Annotated in this window: 12 protein-coding genes; 8 read left to right on the top strand and 4 right to left on the bottom strand. The window is 46.7% G+C overall.

Features of this window, described 5'->3' with window-relative positions; all coding sequences use genetic code 11:
* Positions 1 to 31 precede the first annotated feature (31 nt).
* The 3 genes from MHH25_RS20475 (at position 32) to ptsP (ending at position 4300) form a co-directional block, all read left to right on the top strand.
* Entirely contained in the window at positions 32 to 466 is a 435-nt protein-coding gene (locus MHH25_RS20475; protein WP_340017939.1) for a CoA-binding protein, read from the top strand.
* Between the two features lie 196 nt (positions 467 to 662).
* Complete coding sequence (locus MHH25_RS20470; RefSeq protein WP_036674872.1) at positions 663 to 2543, top strand: glucose PTS transporter subunit IIA; 1881 nt, start codon at positions 663 to 665, stop codon at positions 2541 to 2543.
* Complete coding sequence (gene ptsP, locus MHH25_RS20465; RefSeq protein WP_036674873.1) at positions 2540 to 4300, top strand: phosphoenolpyruvate--protein phosphotransferase; 1761 nt, start codon at positions 2540 to 2542, stop codon at positions 4298 to 4300. The genes MHH25_RS20470 and ptsP overlap by 4 nt, the downstream gene beginning before the upstream one ends.
* Positions 4301 to 4420: 120 nt before the next feature.
* Here ptsP and MHH25_RS20460 read toward each other — a convergent pair whose 3' ends face one another.
* Entirely contained in the window at positions 4421 to 4945 is a 525-nt protein-coding gene (locus MHH25_RS20460; protein WP_076328047.1) for a type 1 glutamine amidotransferase domain-containing protein, read from the bottom strand.
* A gap of 276 nt (positions 4946 to 5221) precedes the next feature.
* Here MHH25_RS20460 and MHH25_RS20455 point away from each other — a divergent pair, with 276 nt between their 5' ends.
* From MHH25_RS20455 to MHH25_RS20440, 4 genes are all read left to right on the top strand, one after another.
* Positions 5222 to 5635, top strand: coding sequence for a hypothetical protein (locus MHH25_RS20455; RefSeq protein WP_083677402.1), 414 nt, complete (start codon positions 5222 to 5224; stop codon positions 5633 to 5635).
* A 122-nt stretch (positions 5636 to 5757) separates the two neighbouring features.
* On the top strand, positions 5758 to 6105 hold the full coding sequence (gene ytxJ / locus MHH25_RS20450) for a bacillithiol system redox-active protein YtxJ (RefSeq protein ID WP_036674876.1): 348 nt from the start codon (positions 5758 to 5760) through the stop codon (positions 6103 to 6105).
* A 92-nt stretch (positions 6106 to 6197) separates the two neighbouring features.
* Positions 6198 to 7211, top strand: coding sequence for a catabolite control protein A (ccpA, locus tag MHH25_RS20445; protein WP_036674877.1), 1014 nt, complete (start codon positions 6198 to 6200; stop codon positions 7209 to 7211).
* A 119-nt stretch (positions 7212 to 7330) separates the two neighbouring features.
* A complete protein-coding gene (locus MHH25_RS20440; RefSeq protein WP_340017938.1) occupies positions 7331 to 8026 on the top strand; it encodes a 5'-methylthioadenosine/adenosylhomocysteine nucleosidase in 696 nt (231 codons plus the stop codon).
* A 137-nt stretch (positions 8027 to 8163) separates the two neighbouring features.
* On the opposite strand, the gene MHH25_RS20435 is transcribed toward MHH25_RS20440, so the two are convergent.
* Complete coding sequence (locus MHH25_RS20435) at positions 8164 to 8796, bottom strand: GNAT family N-acetyltransferase (protein ID WP_340017937.1); 633 nt, start codon at positions 8794 to 8796, stop codon at positions 8164 to 8166.
* A 298-nt stretch (positions 8797 to 9094) separates the two neighbouring features.
* Between MHH25_RS20435 and acsA the strand changes: the two genes are divergently transcribed.
* On the top strand, positions 9095 to 10819 hold the full coding sequence (gene acsA, locus MHH25_RS20430) for an acetate--CoA ligase (RefSeq protein WP_340017936.1): 1725 nt from the start codon (positions 9095 to 9097) through the stop codon (positions 10817 to 10819).
* A 238-nt stretch (positions 10820 to 11057) separates the two neighbouring features.
* Here acsA and MHH25_RS20425 read toward each other — a convergent pair whose 3' ends face one another.
* Positions 11058 to 14153, bottom strand: a complete 3096-nt coding sequence (locus MHH25_RS20425) for a transglycosylase domain-containing protein (protein ID WP_340017935.1) — start codon at positions 14151 to 14153, stop codon at positions 11058 to 11060.
* Positions 14154 to 14382: 229 nt separating this feature from the next.
* On the bottom strand, positions 14383 to 16488 hold the full coding sequence (locus MHH25_RS20420) for a methyl-accepting chemotaxis protein (protein WP_340017934.1): 2106 nt from the start codon (positions 16486 to 16488) through the stop codon (positions 14383 to 14385).
* Positions 16489 to 16621: the final 133 nt, after the last annotated feature.

Here is a 16621-nt window from a genome sequence, read left to right as displayed (position 1 = left end):
CACTTTAATCAGAAAAGGATGGTGCTTGAACATGGAATTTAACAACCCTACTCGTGAAGAAATTGGACAACTTTTGCGCAAGGCAGGCAACATCGCAGTCGTCGGCTTATCAGACAAATCAGATCGCACTTCCTATATGGTGGCAGAAGCCATGCAGAGCAGAGGTTATCGCATCATCCCGGTTAATCCACAGGTGCAAGGTGAAATCCTGGGAGAGACGGTATATGCTACACTCGCGGATATCCCAGAGCCGGTAGACATTGTCAATGTGTTTCGTCGCGAAGAGTTTTGCGCGGATGTCGCTCGTGACGCCGCTGCCATCAAAGCAAATGTGCTGTGGTTGCAGCTTGGCATCCATAGTGATGAAGCGGTCCAGATTGCTGCAGAGAACGGCATGATAGCGGTAACGAATCGTTGTATCAAGGTAGAGGATTCCATCGTTCTGCGCGGCGCTGGACGCGGCTGAGAGGCTCGTTCACCTGTGATCGAATGATCTCCTGATCTGAACCAATTGAATGATTATAGGATGAATCCCGTTAACTTGAAGTTGACGGGATTTTTTCTGTTCTATTTTTGCCGTATTAATTACCAATTGGTTACTGTTTTGCTTTGACAAAACGTTGCGTAAAGCTTACCATCTAGGATAGAAAGGAGAGGTCGCCATGAATTGGCTCGGATCCTTGCAGCAGCTCGGACGAGCGGTAATGCTGCCTACAATGGTCCTGCCCGCCGCCGCAATTTTGCTCAGTGTTGGCAGTCTGCCTTGGGACGCCTGGGGATTGGATATTGTCGGTGAAGTGTCTACCGTGGCCGGACACGGTATTTTTTATTTCTTACCGTATCTGTTCGCTGTCGGTGTAGCACTGGGACTCTCCAACCAGGCCGGACAAGCGGGACTTGCTGCTCTGGCTGGTATCGTGATATATGATCAGGTGACTCGGAACTTCGGGGATGGCACCGTTCAGCCCGCTTCCTTAATCGGAATCATACTCGGCGCGCTTGCCGGTGGGATGCATAATCGGTTTAAAAGCATTAAACTGCCTGAAATTTTACAATTTTTTGGAGGTTCAAGGTTTGTTTTGCTCATTGTCGGACTCTGTTCGGCATTGTTCTCCTGTTTTATGTTATGGCTCGCTCCGATCCTACAGCATGGATTGAACGGCATTGCTACCTGGGAATACAGTCTCGGGGGTTTTGGACTATTCATCTACGGGGTGTTATACAGGGTGCTGGTTGCTTTTGGGCTTCATCACCTGCTTAACAATGTGTTTTGGTTCCAGTTAGGGACGTTTGAAACGCCTGATGGTAACATTGTGCAAGGGGATTTGCCCCGATTTTTTGCAGGTGATCCAACAGCAGGATTCTTTATGGCAGGTTTGTTTCCCATCATGATGTTTGCCATTCCGGCAATAGCCTTTGCTATTATTCAGGAAGCCAGGGAAGATCTGAAACCAAAGATCAAGAAAACTTTTCTGACATCGGCACTCGTTTGTTTTCTAACCGGGGTATCGGAACAGATTGAGTTTGCTTTTTTGTTCGCGGCACCATATCTGTTCATCGTGCATGCAGTGATGTCCGGCGTTGCCATGTGGATTAGTTACTGGCTTGATATCCGGCATGGATTTTCTTACTCCGCAGGTATTATTGATTACATACTCAATTTCCATCTATCGGAGAATGCTTGGAAGCTCATTCCGATTGGCATACTATATGGGCTGGTTTACTACTTTCTGTTCCGATGGGCGATTCGTACGTTCAAGATTCCAACACCAGGACGTGAAGAGGGCTCCATGCTGGAAGATTGGGTAGGTAACATTCCTTATCAGGCACCTTTAATCCTCGAAGCATTGGGTGGGAAGAGTAACATTGTACAGGTTGAAGCATGTATTACACGTCTTCGTCTGACTGTGCATGATGACCGCCTGATCGACACGGGTGCCATGAAGAGTATGGGGTCCGCTGGACTGATCAAGCTGGGTGGCGGTAACGTACAGGTGGTATTCGGGACCTACTCGGAATTGATTCGGGAAGAAATCGCGAAGCTGCTGGAAAGAGATCTGCAACAGGTTCTGTTCTGTGCCCCCGTTCAGGGCAAAATGCTCCCGATTGAAGAGGTGCCGGATCAGATCTTTGCAGCCAAGCTTGTCGGTGATGGTGTAGCCTTTGTCCCGGAAAAGGGAGAGCTGGTCTCACCCGTGTACGGAACGATTATGCACTTGTACCCGACCATGCATGCCTTGGGTATATCTACCCGTGAGGGGCTTGAAGTGTTGCTGCATATCGGCATCGATACCTCTCAGTTGAAAGGCCATTTTGAAGCTTTTGTTCAGGAGGGCGATACGGTGGAGCCGGGGCAGTTGTTGATCAAGTTTGATCTGGCAGTACTCCGCGAGCAAGCGGCGTCACTAACAACACCAATGGTAATTACGAATCCAGATCGTGTAAAATCGTGGAGTTTTGCTCCATTTAAGCAAGTTAAGAAAGGTCAGGCATCCGTTATGTCCGTGGTGCTCTATGACAGGAACGTTGGAGGGGTAGAATGAAGATACAAGGCATCAACGGAGCTGCAGGCATAGCCATCGGCAAAGCATTTGTCCTGCCCAGTTGGGAATGGGATCTGCCGGATCAGAAGATGGATTCGGTGGATCTCGCCCAAGAGTTCGAACGGCTGTATGAGGGCATACGGACATCTAAGGATGAGATTGAATATATCAAAAATGAGTTCAAGGAAGTTGTTGGTCCAGAGGAGTCCAGTATCTTTGATGCACATCTGGCAATCCTCGAAGATCCGGTATTCATGAACGAAATTCGCGGTATTATTGAGCGTCAATATAAGGCAGCAGAAGTGGCGGTCAAAGAAGCCATTGACCACTTTGTCACGATGTTTGACTTGCTGGAAGACGAGTATATGAAAGAGCGGGCCATTGATATCAAGGATGTGGGTAACCGTCTGCTCAAGCATTTGCTCGGTGCACCGGAGATTACACTTCCTTCGGATACCCAGCCGTATGTACTCGTTGCCAAAGAACTGTCGCCATCTCAACTAGCGCATCTGAATCCGACCCATGTGCTAGGGATCGTGACCTTGATTGGTGGGAAAACATCACATTCTGCGATTATGGCTCGTGCCCTTGGCATTCCTCTCGTTTCCGGTCTGGAAGCGAGTCTTGGCATGCCGGTAGAGACAGGGGATATGCTTGTGGTGGATGGTGACAATGGCTTGGTATTTACGGACCCGGATCGCAAGACCATTGAACGGTATACCATGCTTCGCAGCAAGCAACTGAAGAAAAAGGAACAACTTCAAGTCCTTGCTACCGTGGATGCTGTAACCAAAGATGGGGCCGTTTTGCACTTGGCTTCCAATATCAGTTCGGTGAAGGAATTGGACCTTGCTTTGAAACAAGGAGCCAAAGGTGTGGGCTTGTTCCGAACAGAGTTTTTGTATATGGACCGTGCTACGTTCCCGGGTGAGCAAGAACAGTATGAGGTATATCGTCTTGTGGCAGAGAAAACAGCAGGACAATCTGTTGTTATTCGTACACTGGATATCGGTGGTGACAAGCAACTCGATTATTTTGAATTGCCGGAGGAAGACAATCCGTTTCTGGGGTACCGTGCCATTCGGATTAGTCTCGACCGCAAGGATCTGTTCAAAACACAGCTTACAGCCATCTTGCGTGCCAGTGCGGCCGGAAATGTCAAAATCATGTACCCGATGATCTCTTCGGTGGAAGAACTTCAACAGGCCAATGAGATTCTCCGTGAGGCGATGTCTGATCTGGACGAGCGGGGATTATCATACGATCCTCACATTCAGGTGGGAATTATGATCGAAGTTCCTGCAGCGGTGATGATTGCTGATCTGCTCGCAGAGGAAGCTGATTTCTTCAGTATTGGTACGAACGATCTGGTTCAATATGTACTTGCAGTAGATCGAATGAATGAGCAGATTGCTCATATGTATCACCCCTATCATCCGGCTGTTCTGCGGATGCTTCGTGCGACAGCAGATGCGGCTCATACGGCTGGAATTGATGTCAGTGTGTGCGGAGAGATGGCAGGGGACGAACGTGCCATTCCGCTTTGGTTGGAGCTTGGCATTCGCCACTTGAGTATGTCTCCACAATCCTTGTTACGTGTGAAGCACAGAGTGCTGAACACAACAGCATCGACCGCCAAAGAAGAAGCGCGAAAGTGCTTCGCCTTACGGACCAGCGGAGATATTGAGGAGCGACTGCAAGTCTTTAATGACTCCACGGGAAGTCCGGATGAACAAAGTGGTTCGAACGCATCGTAATTAGGATAACTGGATATAAATACCTTTAAGTTAATATATTTACATTTGTGATAATTATTTGTTGGAAACCTTGTTATATAAAATAACCCCACTGTGCATGAGAGCACAATGGGGTTATTTTTACTTGTCAGCGAGTGCATCACAGAATGCCTTGCCATAAGGGGGAAGGTCAGGCGGGCGACGAGCTGAGATGATATGTCCATCAACAACAACGGCTTCATCTTTCCAGATAGCACCTGCATTTTCCATGTCATCCCGAATGCCTGGTGTAGAGGTTACTGTAACCCCGTCCAGAATTTTGGCAGAAATCAGCACCCAGCCCGCATGACAGATCTGTCCAATCGGTTTCCGGTCTGCATTCATTTCCTTTACAAGCTCCAGTATTTTGGGATAACGACGCAGCTTGTCTGGTGCCCAGCCGCCTGGCACGAGAATGCCATCGTAATCTGAACTGTCGAGTTCATCGAAACTGTATTCGGCTTCAGCAGGCACACCATATTTGCCAATATAGGTTTTTCCTTTTTTCTCTCCAGCAAGATGCACTTCTGCACCTTCTTCACGAACCCGATGTACAGGGTACCACAATTCTAAATCCTCGAATTCTTCATCGACCAGAGCGATGACTTTTTTGCCGGTTAATCTCATGTCCATCTCTCCTTTTTGTGGTGATTAGGTCTGTTGCGTCTTTAATTGTAACAGATTCTCCAAGGGACTTCATGGAAGTGCATATTCAGTTTGGAGGAAGCGATTACAAGTCAGTAACTGCCTGCATTCGACAACCTTCATCTGGAGGGAGTGGTAATTTGTGCAACCTTTCGTTTATAGCAGGATTTGAGCCGAAATAGGTCGAATGGTACTTATATAGAGTATAGAACGAATGGGGTGATGGTGGTGCGCAAGTCGTGCAGATGTGGACATGTAATGGAGTTGGAATTAAGAACAGTGGTGTACGCCAAAAAAGTGGAGATTCGAAACGTACCCGTATTTGCGTGTACAGACTGTGTATCATATGAAGTGCTTCCGCCGGTCAAGCCGGACTTAACAGAATGCATTAACACATTGGGTGAACAGCCCGTGAAGCAAGACGTATCTTTTGGTGAACGTAATGAACTGGCAGACCTGTTTCATGAGTTACTGCTGGCCTGGCCGGATGCGACCGATCGGGAGATGGAACATCGTATGCAGCAAGCAGTGGAGGAGCGTATCAATCTGCTGCTGGACATTATGGGTTACGCAACGAAGTCTGGTGATGCAGCGTGGATGGAGACCACGGAGCGTAGATTAAGTCAATTATCCGGATTTGTGTGGCAGGAGTACTTCTCAAATGCTGTCTAATTTTGACGTGTAAAATGCTTGTTTTCATGAAAATTGGCTTTTTCGCGCACTTTTTGTTAAGATATCGAAGAGTGAAAACGCTCAACATAGCGGTATTCCTGGTAAAGGGGGATGTATATCTAATGGCTGACATGACTAAAATGACAAGTATTGAACAGCTAAACTCCGCAGTGGAGGCTACCAAGGATCAACCCTTGCTTCTGTTTAAGCATAGCACGCGCTGTCCGATCAGCTCAAACGCTTATCAGGAGATGAACGATTATTTGCTTAACAATGCCAATGAACAAGTGAAATATGGCATTATCTATGTTGTGGAAGATCGCCCGGTATCCAATGAAGCAGCAGACAAGCTGGGTGTTAAGCACGAATCTCCACAGGCGATCCTGATTAAAAAGGGAATTCCTGTATGGCATACTTCCCATTCAGATATTACTAGAACCACACTTACGAATGTTTTGAGTGAGTCCTAAAGCCTATTTTAATTGATTAATGCAAAAATTTGTCGTAATATAAATCTTAATGAAAATGGTATGAAAATTTACTGGTAATGGAGAGAAGTACTGTGACGGTAACCATTTATGATGTGGCACGTGAAGCTGGAGTGTCTATGGCAACGGTATCACGGGTAGTTAATAATAACCCTAATGTCAAACCGCAAACGCGGAAAAAAGTATATGAAGCCATCGAGCGGTTGGGATATCGTCCGAATGCGGTAGCCAGAGGTCTGGCAAGCAAGAAGACAACCACGGTCGGGGTTGTTATTCCGGATATTTCGAACTCAACCTTCGCGGAGATTGCCCGCGGAATTGAAGATATTGCGAATATGTATCACTACAATATTATTTTGTGTAATGCAGATAAGAAGAAAGAAAAAGAAATTCGTGTTATCAACACGTTGCTCGAAAAACAAGTAGACGGACTGCTCTTCATGGGCGGAACAGTAACGGACGAACACATTCAGGCGTTCCAGTCTGCGGCTGTGCCGATTGTACTTTGTGCAACAAGTGATGAGAAGGGCACATTCCCTTCGGTGGATATTGACCATGAGTCGGCTGCGTTTGATGCGGTAAACACCCTGATTCGTCATGGACACAAGGAAATTGCGATGATCAGTGGTACACTGCAAGATCCGGCGAATGGATATGCCCGTTTCCAAGGTTACAAAAAAGCACTGGAAGCAGCGGGGATTGAATACCAGGAGGATCTTGTTCGAATCGGTAACTATCGATATGAATCCGGTGTGGAAGCAATGAAATATTTCCTTGGACTCAAGAAAAAACCATCAGCTATCTTTGCTGCTACAGATGAAATGGCCATTGGTGCTATTCACAGCATTCAGGATGACGGTCTGAAAGTACCGGATGACTTCTCCATTATTAGTGTGGATAACATCCGTATGGCTTCCATGGTGCGTCCTCAGTTGACAACAGTGGCTCAGCCAATGTACGACCTTGGCGCAGTAGCGATGCGTTTGCTGACCAAGTTGATGAAGAAAGAAAATGTGGAGAACCCACGGGTTATTTTGCCGCATGAAACGATTCTACGTCTGTCTGTAAGTCACGCAGATGTAGTTTAATCGGGATTATATACAGTAAGGGAGAAGTCATTCTCTCTACATAGTGGATATGCGAAAGCTCCGGAGACGGAGCTTTTGTGCTGAATTAGTTTAAAAATGAAAACAGGGGGTATCTGAAGGTGAGTGAAACCATTGGTATTATCGGAGCGATGGATGAGGAAGTCGAGCTTTTGCTGGCAGGTATGAAGCAGCTTGAGACGGTCAAACAAACCGGCATTACATACGTTGCGGGCGAGTGGCTGGGCAAGCATATTGTCGTGTGCAAATCCGGCGTAGGCAAAGTAAATGCAGCGGTTACAACGCAGATCTTGATTGATCGTTTTCAGGTTAATCGGATTATCTTCACAGGTGTTGCGGGTGCAGTTAACCCGGAGCTGAACATTGGAGATATGGTTATATCGTCTGTATGTGTTCAGCACGACATGGATGTAACGCCACTGGGGTTTGCACGCGGGGTTATTCCTTACCAGGAGACATCTGCATTCCCTGCCGAGGCTTCGCTTATTACACTGGCTGAAGAAGCGTGTAAAGCACAGGGAGCCAATTACCTGATCGGTAAAGTGTTATCTGGAGACCAATTTATTGCAAATAAAGATACGGTTAACATGTTATATACCGAAATGGACGGTGCATGTGCCGAGATGGAAGGGGCAGCAGTCGCTCAGGTCTGTTACATGAATCGTGTACCATTTGTTGTCCTGCGTGGGATGTCTGATAAAGCGGATGGTTCGGCGCATGTTAACTTCGCTGAATTTACGGTTGAATCTTCCCAGCGTTCACACCGCATTGTGGAACATATGTTAGAAAATATGTAATGGCATAAATTACGATTGCAATGCCAACCCAAAATCAATGAAAAACCGCTCTTCGATTAGCTGTTCCATGAAGTATGGAGCAACGCTGCGAGAGGCGGTTTTTGTTATGTATATCGTTTTTCGAACAGATCATTGAATTAGTACATGAACCGATGGCGGAAGCGTACACGATCAAACTGTTCTTCCGATGTGATGGGCACCTGACTTCCGATACGTACCATCAAACAGTTCGCAGGATGTGAACAGATTTCGGGGTCGTCTGTTGCATACCAGGTCATGTCGATCGTTTCCATCAGCCTCTCCATCATTTTGCGATAATCCCATACGTTTAGTCCGCTGCCCTTCAGATCCCAATGCCAATAATATTCTGTGGTGAAAATAATGTAGTTCTCCATGTATTTATCTTCCAGAGCAGTAAGCAACATCTCACGTCCAATGCCAAGCGAGCGATAGTCATCCGCAACCTCGATTGCCCCAAGCTCAATCAGATCAGTCATATTACCCTCGGACCAGCGTTCACAATCATCCGCATAGTGAAAGGTTACATAGCCGATAATCGTTTCATTTTCGTGTGCAATGATAATTCGCCCTTCAGGCAATGCTGCGATCTCGGCCAGAGCTTCCTGCTGCTCCGTTGGGCGCCGAAAGGCATCCAGATCTGGATGGAAGGCAAGATGGGTTATCTCCTCGGCCTGCACGGGGCCTTCAACAGTAATTCGGTGGCCGGACTTGAAGATGGAACGCATATGATGTTCTTTGATATGTTCCATGGTTCATGCTCCTCTCTTTCCTACTTATAGAGGTTGTTCTTCAAAAAGAACGCTATAGCAAAAATCCAAAAAATTGAAAAGCCATAGACGACAATTGAAAAGATTTGCTATAATTGCGTAGACAAAAAATGTTCACAATTCAATACAGTATAGTTAACATCTGTTTGGCCGAGCAAGTACATGATGAGAAGTTCTCTCTACTAATGTAAGCGCTAACTGGAAGTTCAGTCAACACAAAGGCAATGAGAAGTGACCCCTAACGGGAATCGAAATGTCGAGTTGAAGGAGGCTGGCAAGCATGAGTCAAGCACATGGTGAGATGCTGCAAACGGTTGTGTCTGAATCTAATCTGGGCGATTACACGGAGGCGAGAAGCCGGTTCGATTGGGAATCGGTGGAAAGGCACTTTACGTGGCACGCCAGCGGAAAAGTAAACATGGCGCATGAAGCGATTGATCGTCATGTACTGGAAGGAAGGGGCGGGAAAACCGCTTTATTGTATAGCGATGCTTCACGTGAAGAGGCCTATACTTTTGCTGATCTGAGTGAACAGTCGAGCCGATTCGGGAATGTTCTCCGCAAATATGGCATAGCCAAAGGGGAACGGGTGTTTATTTTTATGCCTCGAAGTCCTGAGCTGTATTTTAGTCTCCTGGGTATATTGAAAGCTGGAGCCATCGCGGGCCCGTTATTCGAAGCTTTTATGGAAACGGCTGTGAAGGATCGGCTGGAGGATAGCGGAGCAGTAGCGCTCGTCACCACTCCGGAATTGCTAAAACGCATCAAACGTTCCGAATTGCCCGAGCTCAAACATATATTTATTGTGGGTGGGGGCGCGCAGACTGAGGAAGGACTCATCGATTTTGATGCAGAGATGTCAGCCGCTTCGGATGAGATGGAAGTAGAGTGGCTGAATCGTGAGGATGGTTTGCTTATTCACTATACCTCAGGCTCTACGGGTAAACCCAAAGGGGTGTACCATGTTCAAAATGCCATGATTCAGCACTATTATACAGGTAAGGTTGTCTTGGATTTACGCGAGGATGATGTATACTGGTGCACTGCTGACCCTGGTTGGGTGACAGGCACTTCTTACGGTATCTTTGCTCCATGGCTCAACGGAGTGACCAATGTGATACGGGGTGGTCGTTTCAGTCCTCAAGATTGGTACAGCACCATCCAGAAGAACAAAGTCACGATCTGGTACAGTGCACCAACGGCCTTTCGTATGCTGATGGGAGCGGGAGAAGAGACCATTGCCCAGCATGATCTGAGCAGTCTGCGTCATGTCATGTCTGTTGGTGAACCGCTCAATCCGGAGGTTGTTCGTTGGGGATGGAAAGCCTATGGTCAGCGGATTCATGATACATGGTGGATGACGGAAACAGGTGCACAGCTAATCTGTAACTATCCCGGAATGCCGATTAAGCCTGGCTCCATGGGACGTCCGTTGCCTGGAATCGAAGCAGCGATTATTGATGATCGCGGGCAGGAATTACCGCCGTACAGTATGGGTAATCTGGCCATACGGGCACCTTGGCCATCCATGATGGCGAAGATCTGGAATAACCCGGTGAAATACGAGGAGTATTTCAGGCTTACGGGTTGGTATGTATCCGGTGATTCCGCTTATATGGATGAAGAAGGATATTTCTGGTTCCAGGGACGTATTGATGATGTGATTAATTCGTCAGGCGAGCGTATTGGCCCCTTTGAGGTCGAGAGCAAGCTCGTGGAGCATCCTGCGGTAGCAGAGGCGGGTGTAATCGGTAAGCCGGATGTGACACGTGGGGAGATCATCAAGGCCTTTGTGGCGCTTCGTGAAGGATATGAGGCGACACCGGAGCTGAAAGAAGAGATCTATCGTTTTGTCAAAGAGGGCCTGTCTGCCCACGCTGCTCCGCGTGAGATTGAGTTCAAGGATAAACTGCCCAAGACACGTTCCGGCAAGATCATGCGCCGTGTGCTGAAGGCCTGGGAGCTTGATCTGCCAACAGGAGATCTATCCACCATTGAAGACTAACGCGATAATGCTAGGATCATCAATGTGGTGCTATCGATACCGATACATTGAGTAGTGGGGAGAAGTTAATACTCTACGAAGCCAAATACAGTGACTCTACCCATTAAAATGGATTGTAAAAGCCTGCTTTATGCCAATGGCATGAAGCAGGCTTTTTGGCTGCTGTAAATACAAATAAAAAGCCGCACACTCAGATACAGTCTGAGGATGCGGCTTGTTTTGGAACGCTATGCCTGAATCAGGGTTGAAAATGTAGGGCTGCAGAAGGCTCGGATTCACCCGCACTGTTGCTGGCAGATACCTTGAACCATCCACTGGTCGATGCGGGTACTCCATAATCCATGGTATTTCCCGCTGTTGTTCCAATTTTGGTGTAAGGAGCCGAGCCTGTTTCACTGTAATATACAGTATAACTATCTGCGTTTGGACTGGACGCCCATTGAATACGCAGTCCTTGCGTGAGGGCAGATACGCTGACTTGACCAGGTGTGCCTGGGGCTGTCGTTGTTGTATTATCGGTCTGCGTTTCTCCCGGCGTAACGACTGTACCTGGAACTTCAATCGGTTCATCAATCTCTTCTTCCACAGGAGGAGCTACACCAGCACTATTTACTGTAGCGCTAGGAGCAGATTCTCTGCCGGCAACATCCACTGCCGTTACATAGAAGGCGAAGTTACCGCCTTGCGCTGCATATGCAGAGAATGATCTGGATTCACCAGTCAGGACAACCTGACCCTGGTTCTGGAATCCTCCACCGTTTACAGAACGGTACAGACGATAACCCACGACATCATTTTCAGGTGTGGCATTAAATGTAATGACAGCTCTGTCACCTGAGGTTGAGATGCGTACGTTGCTTGGTGCATCAGGAGCTTTTCCGTTATCTGTCCTTGGATCAATCTGTGTTGGCATGTCTGCACCAGCATCTTCAGGAAGATAATAAGCAAGTGACTCATGTCGACTCATACGTGAGAATGCATTTTGCAATTCTTTGATGAGATCCGAGATTGGTTTTTTACGCTTGATTACTGTTTTTTCCTTCAACATGTCCGAAGGTGTTCCGTCACGCGGAATATAGTTTACACCATTGTAAGTAATGTACTTGGCTTTGGCTACACCGTCATCGCTATCCTTCGGAACAAACTTGCTGTTGAAAATATCCGTAACAAATTTATCAGTCATGGATGTTGGCAACTTGCCACTGTATGCAGACACCGTGCGCGTTTCGATGCCAGACGGTTTTTTGAACGAATCCGTAACGAACAGATCTTTTTGCGTATCGATCACTTCGTTCAGGATTTTCGACCATAGTTGCTGCGCACGTTTTCTTTGTGATTTACTTTCCAGCGTATTCACGGGCTGTTTGTATCCAACCCACACACCAAGTGTGACATCTGGTGTATAACCTTCAAACCACACATCTGCGTAGTTTTGAGTGGAACCCGTTTTACCTACGATTGGCACACTCTTGGAATATTTGTAATTTTCACGTACTTTATCTGCCGTTCCTTCTGTAATAACGGTCCGCAGCATATCGGTCATCAGGTATGCTGTCTGCTCCGAGAAGGCTTGGACAGGTTCAGTATCGTGTTTATAAACGATGTTTCCTTTGGAGTCTACAATTTTGCTAATCATGTAAGAATCGTTATATACACCCTTATTGGCGATAGCACCATAGGCACTGGTTAATTCTTCAACGGTTACACCGTATTGGAGACCTCCGAGAACACCAGTCTGAGCCTGATAGTCTTCCTTCTGAATGGTGGTAATCCCCAGTTTCTTGGCGAAGGTCCAAGCCTTCTCGATCCCCACTTCTTCATTAAACAACTTCAGAGCTGGTATATTGAGAGAATAATTCAGTGCTCTGCGGGCAGTGACTAGTCCCTGATACCGGTTGTTGGCATTCTTGGCAATGTGGTATCCGCTCGGACCATTTTTGAGAATGATCGGTGAGTCATCAATAATTGAAGCTGGCTGAACAAGACCTTCATCTAGCGCAGGAAGATAAGCGGCTATAGGTTTCATCGTTGAACCTGGCTGGCGTATCATCTGCGTTGCGTAGTTCATCTGTTCATCCTGGAAATCCCGTCCCTCAATCATCCCTAGAATTGCACCGGTTTTGTGATTAATCAGCATAGCAGCAGTTTGTTCTTTTCCTTTGACAGGATCATCTGCTGAGAAATTGCTGTCATCTTCCGCAATGGTACGCATCGTTTTGTAGATACTTTTGTTGATGGTCGTGTATATACGATATCCACCTGTCCGCAGTTGCGTCTGAGCTTCCTCTAATAATGCACTGCTTTCCTTCTGAGGTGTGTCTGCATCCGTAGCTTTGTCTGTAGATTCAGCTGTGTCGGAATTCAACTGTTTCATCAAAATCTGTGCAGCTTGTCGTTCTGTTTCCATCATAAGATATGGATAAGTGTTGTAAGCCTTGATGGTCTTCGGAGCGAGAGAGCTTTTGATATCAAAAGCAAGAGCTTTGTCATACTCGGTCTGATTGATTTTGCCCAGTTCAAGCATACGGCGTAGTACCAGATGCTGACGGTTGATTGCGCGGTCAAAATTCTCCTCTACAAAATCACCTTTACCGTTAAAAGCGGAGTAAGAGGAGGGGAGTTGTGGCAATCCAGCAAGATAAGCAGCTTGAGCGATGTTGATTTTTTCCAGATCGTTAATATTGAACAATCCTTTGGCTGCCGCTTTGATTCCGTAAACGTTGTATCCGCTGGAACCATTACCAAAAGGAACTTTGTTCAGATAGGCTGTCATGATCTCGTCTTTGGTCAGGAAACGTTCGAGTCGGAGTGAGAGCAAAATTTCTTTCACTTTCCGATCTTCCGTGCGATCCAGATTCAAAAACACACGACGTGCCAATTGCTGAGTCAGTGTACTACCGCCGGTTTGTACTGATTCTTTCAGCACTTTCTGTTTCACGGCACGCAGTGTTCCGCTCATGTCTACACCTTTATGTTCGTAAAAATGATTGTCTTCAATCGAAATGACAGCATCAATAACCTTCTGTGGGATCTGGTCCGTAGTGACCGGACGCCTGTCTTCTTCCGTACGTAATTGACCGATCGGACTGCCGTCGGCAAAGTAAGCAAAGCCTGTGATGGAGTTTTCGCTGACTTTTTGTTCAATCAGGGCCCTTGAACGGACAGGCTCGTCTTTCACAATGGAACTGACGTATCCCATCAAAGCACCGCCTACAAATAGTGCCCCCATAAAGCCAAGGACAACCATCCATTTGACGAAACTTCCCAGTCTGCGGGCAAAGCTACGCTTGCGTACAGGCTGTTCATCGGGCTTTTTCTTATTAACATCAACCATTCAGTGTCTTCCTCCTTTTAACAGCACTTATTATAGCATAAAAAGGCGGGTTTGCATGCCTGAGAAATACAAGTAATGGTCGAAATTTGCCATTCTGCCATGCATTATGCTATATATCATGCGATATTGAAGCACATTTCATGAGTTGTAAGCCATAATAAGCAAGCCACCTCCATGCTGAGGTGCATAGGGTGGCCTGAATGATGTGTCGTAATGGAGGTCTTCTACATTAGGTTTTGAATCGTTGAATCAGCTCTAATAGTTCCTGGGTAAGATTAGCCAGTGAGGCAGATGCCGCCGTAATCTCTTCCATGGATGCGAGTTGTTCTTCAGAGGCAGAGGCGACACGAGTTGCGTGATCTGCTGTCTCATGACCAATGGTTTTGAGTTGCACTAACGTGGCATCAACCTGTTGGGATCCAGCTGACATCTGCTGCGCAATGGCTGAGACATGCTCAATCTGCTCATTAACATCTGAAATCTGTGATGAAATCGAGAGGAATAGTTCACCACTCTCATTAATCACTTCCGCTATATGGCTCACCTCGGCATTCCCATGTTCCATATTTTCAACGAGAGAAAGGACCTCTTGCTGAACGCTATGAATTAACGCTGCAATCTGCGCTGCTGATACTCTGGATTGTTCAGCCAGATTACGAATCTCGGAAGCAACAACACCGAACCCGCGCCCGTGTTCACCTGCTCGCGATGCTTCAATGGAAGCATTAAGTGCAAGTAGGTTGGTTTGACGGCTAACTTCCGTGATCATGCCTGTAATATGGCCAATCTCTTCCGAACGTTGGCGGAAATTCTCCAGTGCGGTCATCGACGTCTGCACAGAAGAAGTGGCACTATCGACCATACGCATAGCGGACTGAATCTTATCAGTTCCGATGGTTGTTCGTTCGGCCACAGTTCGCGATGAATCGGATACATCGGAGGCGGCCTTTGCAATTCTTCCGATCCCTGCAGATATTTCATTCATGGAACGGGAGGACTCTTGCAGCTCCTGCACCTGTTTACCTGCTTTATCTGCAAGTTCGACTCCTGTTAATGCAATCAGTTCGGCGGCTTTACCTGTTTCTTCGGCACCTGCGGTCAACTGTTGAGAGGTGGAGCCGACAGATAAAGCATGTTCGGATATAACCGATATGGTATGACGCAGGGTATCCATCATCTGATTCATATGACCCGCCATGATGCCAAATTCATCTTTGGATCGTACAGGTAACTTTTGTGTCAAATCTCCGCCAGCCAGCTGTCCAGCGACGATATTAACTTGATTCAACTGTCTAACAATGGAGATGATGGTGTAGGTAACCACACCTGCAAGCAGAAGTACTGCCAGTGCGGCAATCAGTATGGACCAGTTCAAGCTGTCATAGAAGGGTTGAAGGATATGGCTCTTTGGCAGCGCCGATACAAGGTACCAGTTTGAATCTGTTCCTTGTAACCTGGCAGGCTCGGCAATAAATAGTTCTTCACCTACTTCAGGGTCTGTAGCGTAAAACTGAGACTCGCCAGACTGTATACGCTGAATGACTGTCTTCATTTCAGATGGAATTACGGCTCCTTCATGAGCCAGCTCCGGTTTGGAGCCGTGTGCAGCAATCTGTCCTTCGCTAGTAATAAGCATGGCATAACCCCGATCCGGATTAAGTGATGCTATATTTTGTTGAAAACGATCAATGGTAAAGTCGGCCCCAACAATGCCTAGAAAATTTTTGTTTTCATCTAATAGAGGGAGGACAATCGAAACGAGCAGTGTTTCTTTTCCGCCAACCGTGTAGGTAACAGGTTCGGACCAATAGATGGATTTGGTTTTCTTTGGATGCTGATAGTAAGTACTAGTTTCACCGCTTCCCTCATAAGTAGGCATAGGCTCAAAATGCAGGGAGTTGCCATCACGTATAACGTATGGAACGAATCGACCCGTAGCATCATCATATTCTTTTTTGTTGATGTGCTCCGCATCGTTTCCATCGAAGGCATTTGGTTCCCAGCCCGTATAAAAGCCAAAAACTTTCTCGTCCTTCTTCAGATATTGTTCAAGGAGTCTGACGACTTCTTCACGGTTGAGTGATCCGTTCTGAGCTGCATCCAATAACGTGGTACTCATGGTGTCCAACGTGTTTTTCACCTGATTAATGTCAGTCATAAACTCATTCGTAGCCCGGTTTGCTGCCTGTCCAGCAACGGTTTCGCCGTACTGGAGGCTTTTGTCGTAAATGGATTTGGTATTAAATGCAATCAGGGCTCCAATACAACAGAGTAATACGATCCCGAGTAAAAGTCCAAGCTTAACAGCAAGCTTGCGATTGCGAAAAAAATGCATGTTTTAATCCCCCTCGATGTCATTCTTGTGATGTATATATGGATGTGTGCTTCTCCTGAAGGGAGTCTATATTTTATATCGTTATTTACGTTCCTATAATGAAGATAATTAAAAAAAAGCATAGAAAAACAGC

It is taken from the genome of Paenibacillus sp. FSL H3-0457, from assembly GCF_037981725.1.
In the GTDB taxonomy this organism is placed as follows: domain Bacteria; phylum Bacillota; class Bacilli; order Paenibacillales; family Paenibacillaceae; genus Paenibacillus; species Paenibacillus amylolyticus.
The sequence above is the reverse complement of the archived record's forward strand: the minus strand, read 5'-3'. Positions and strand labels throughout refer to the sequence as shown.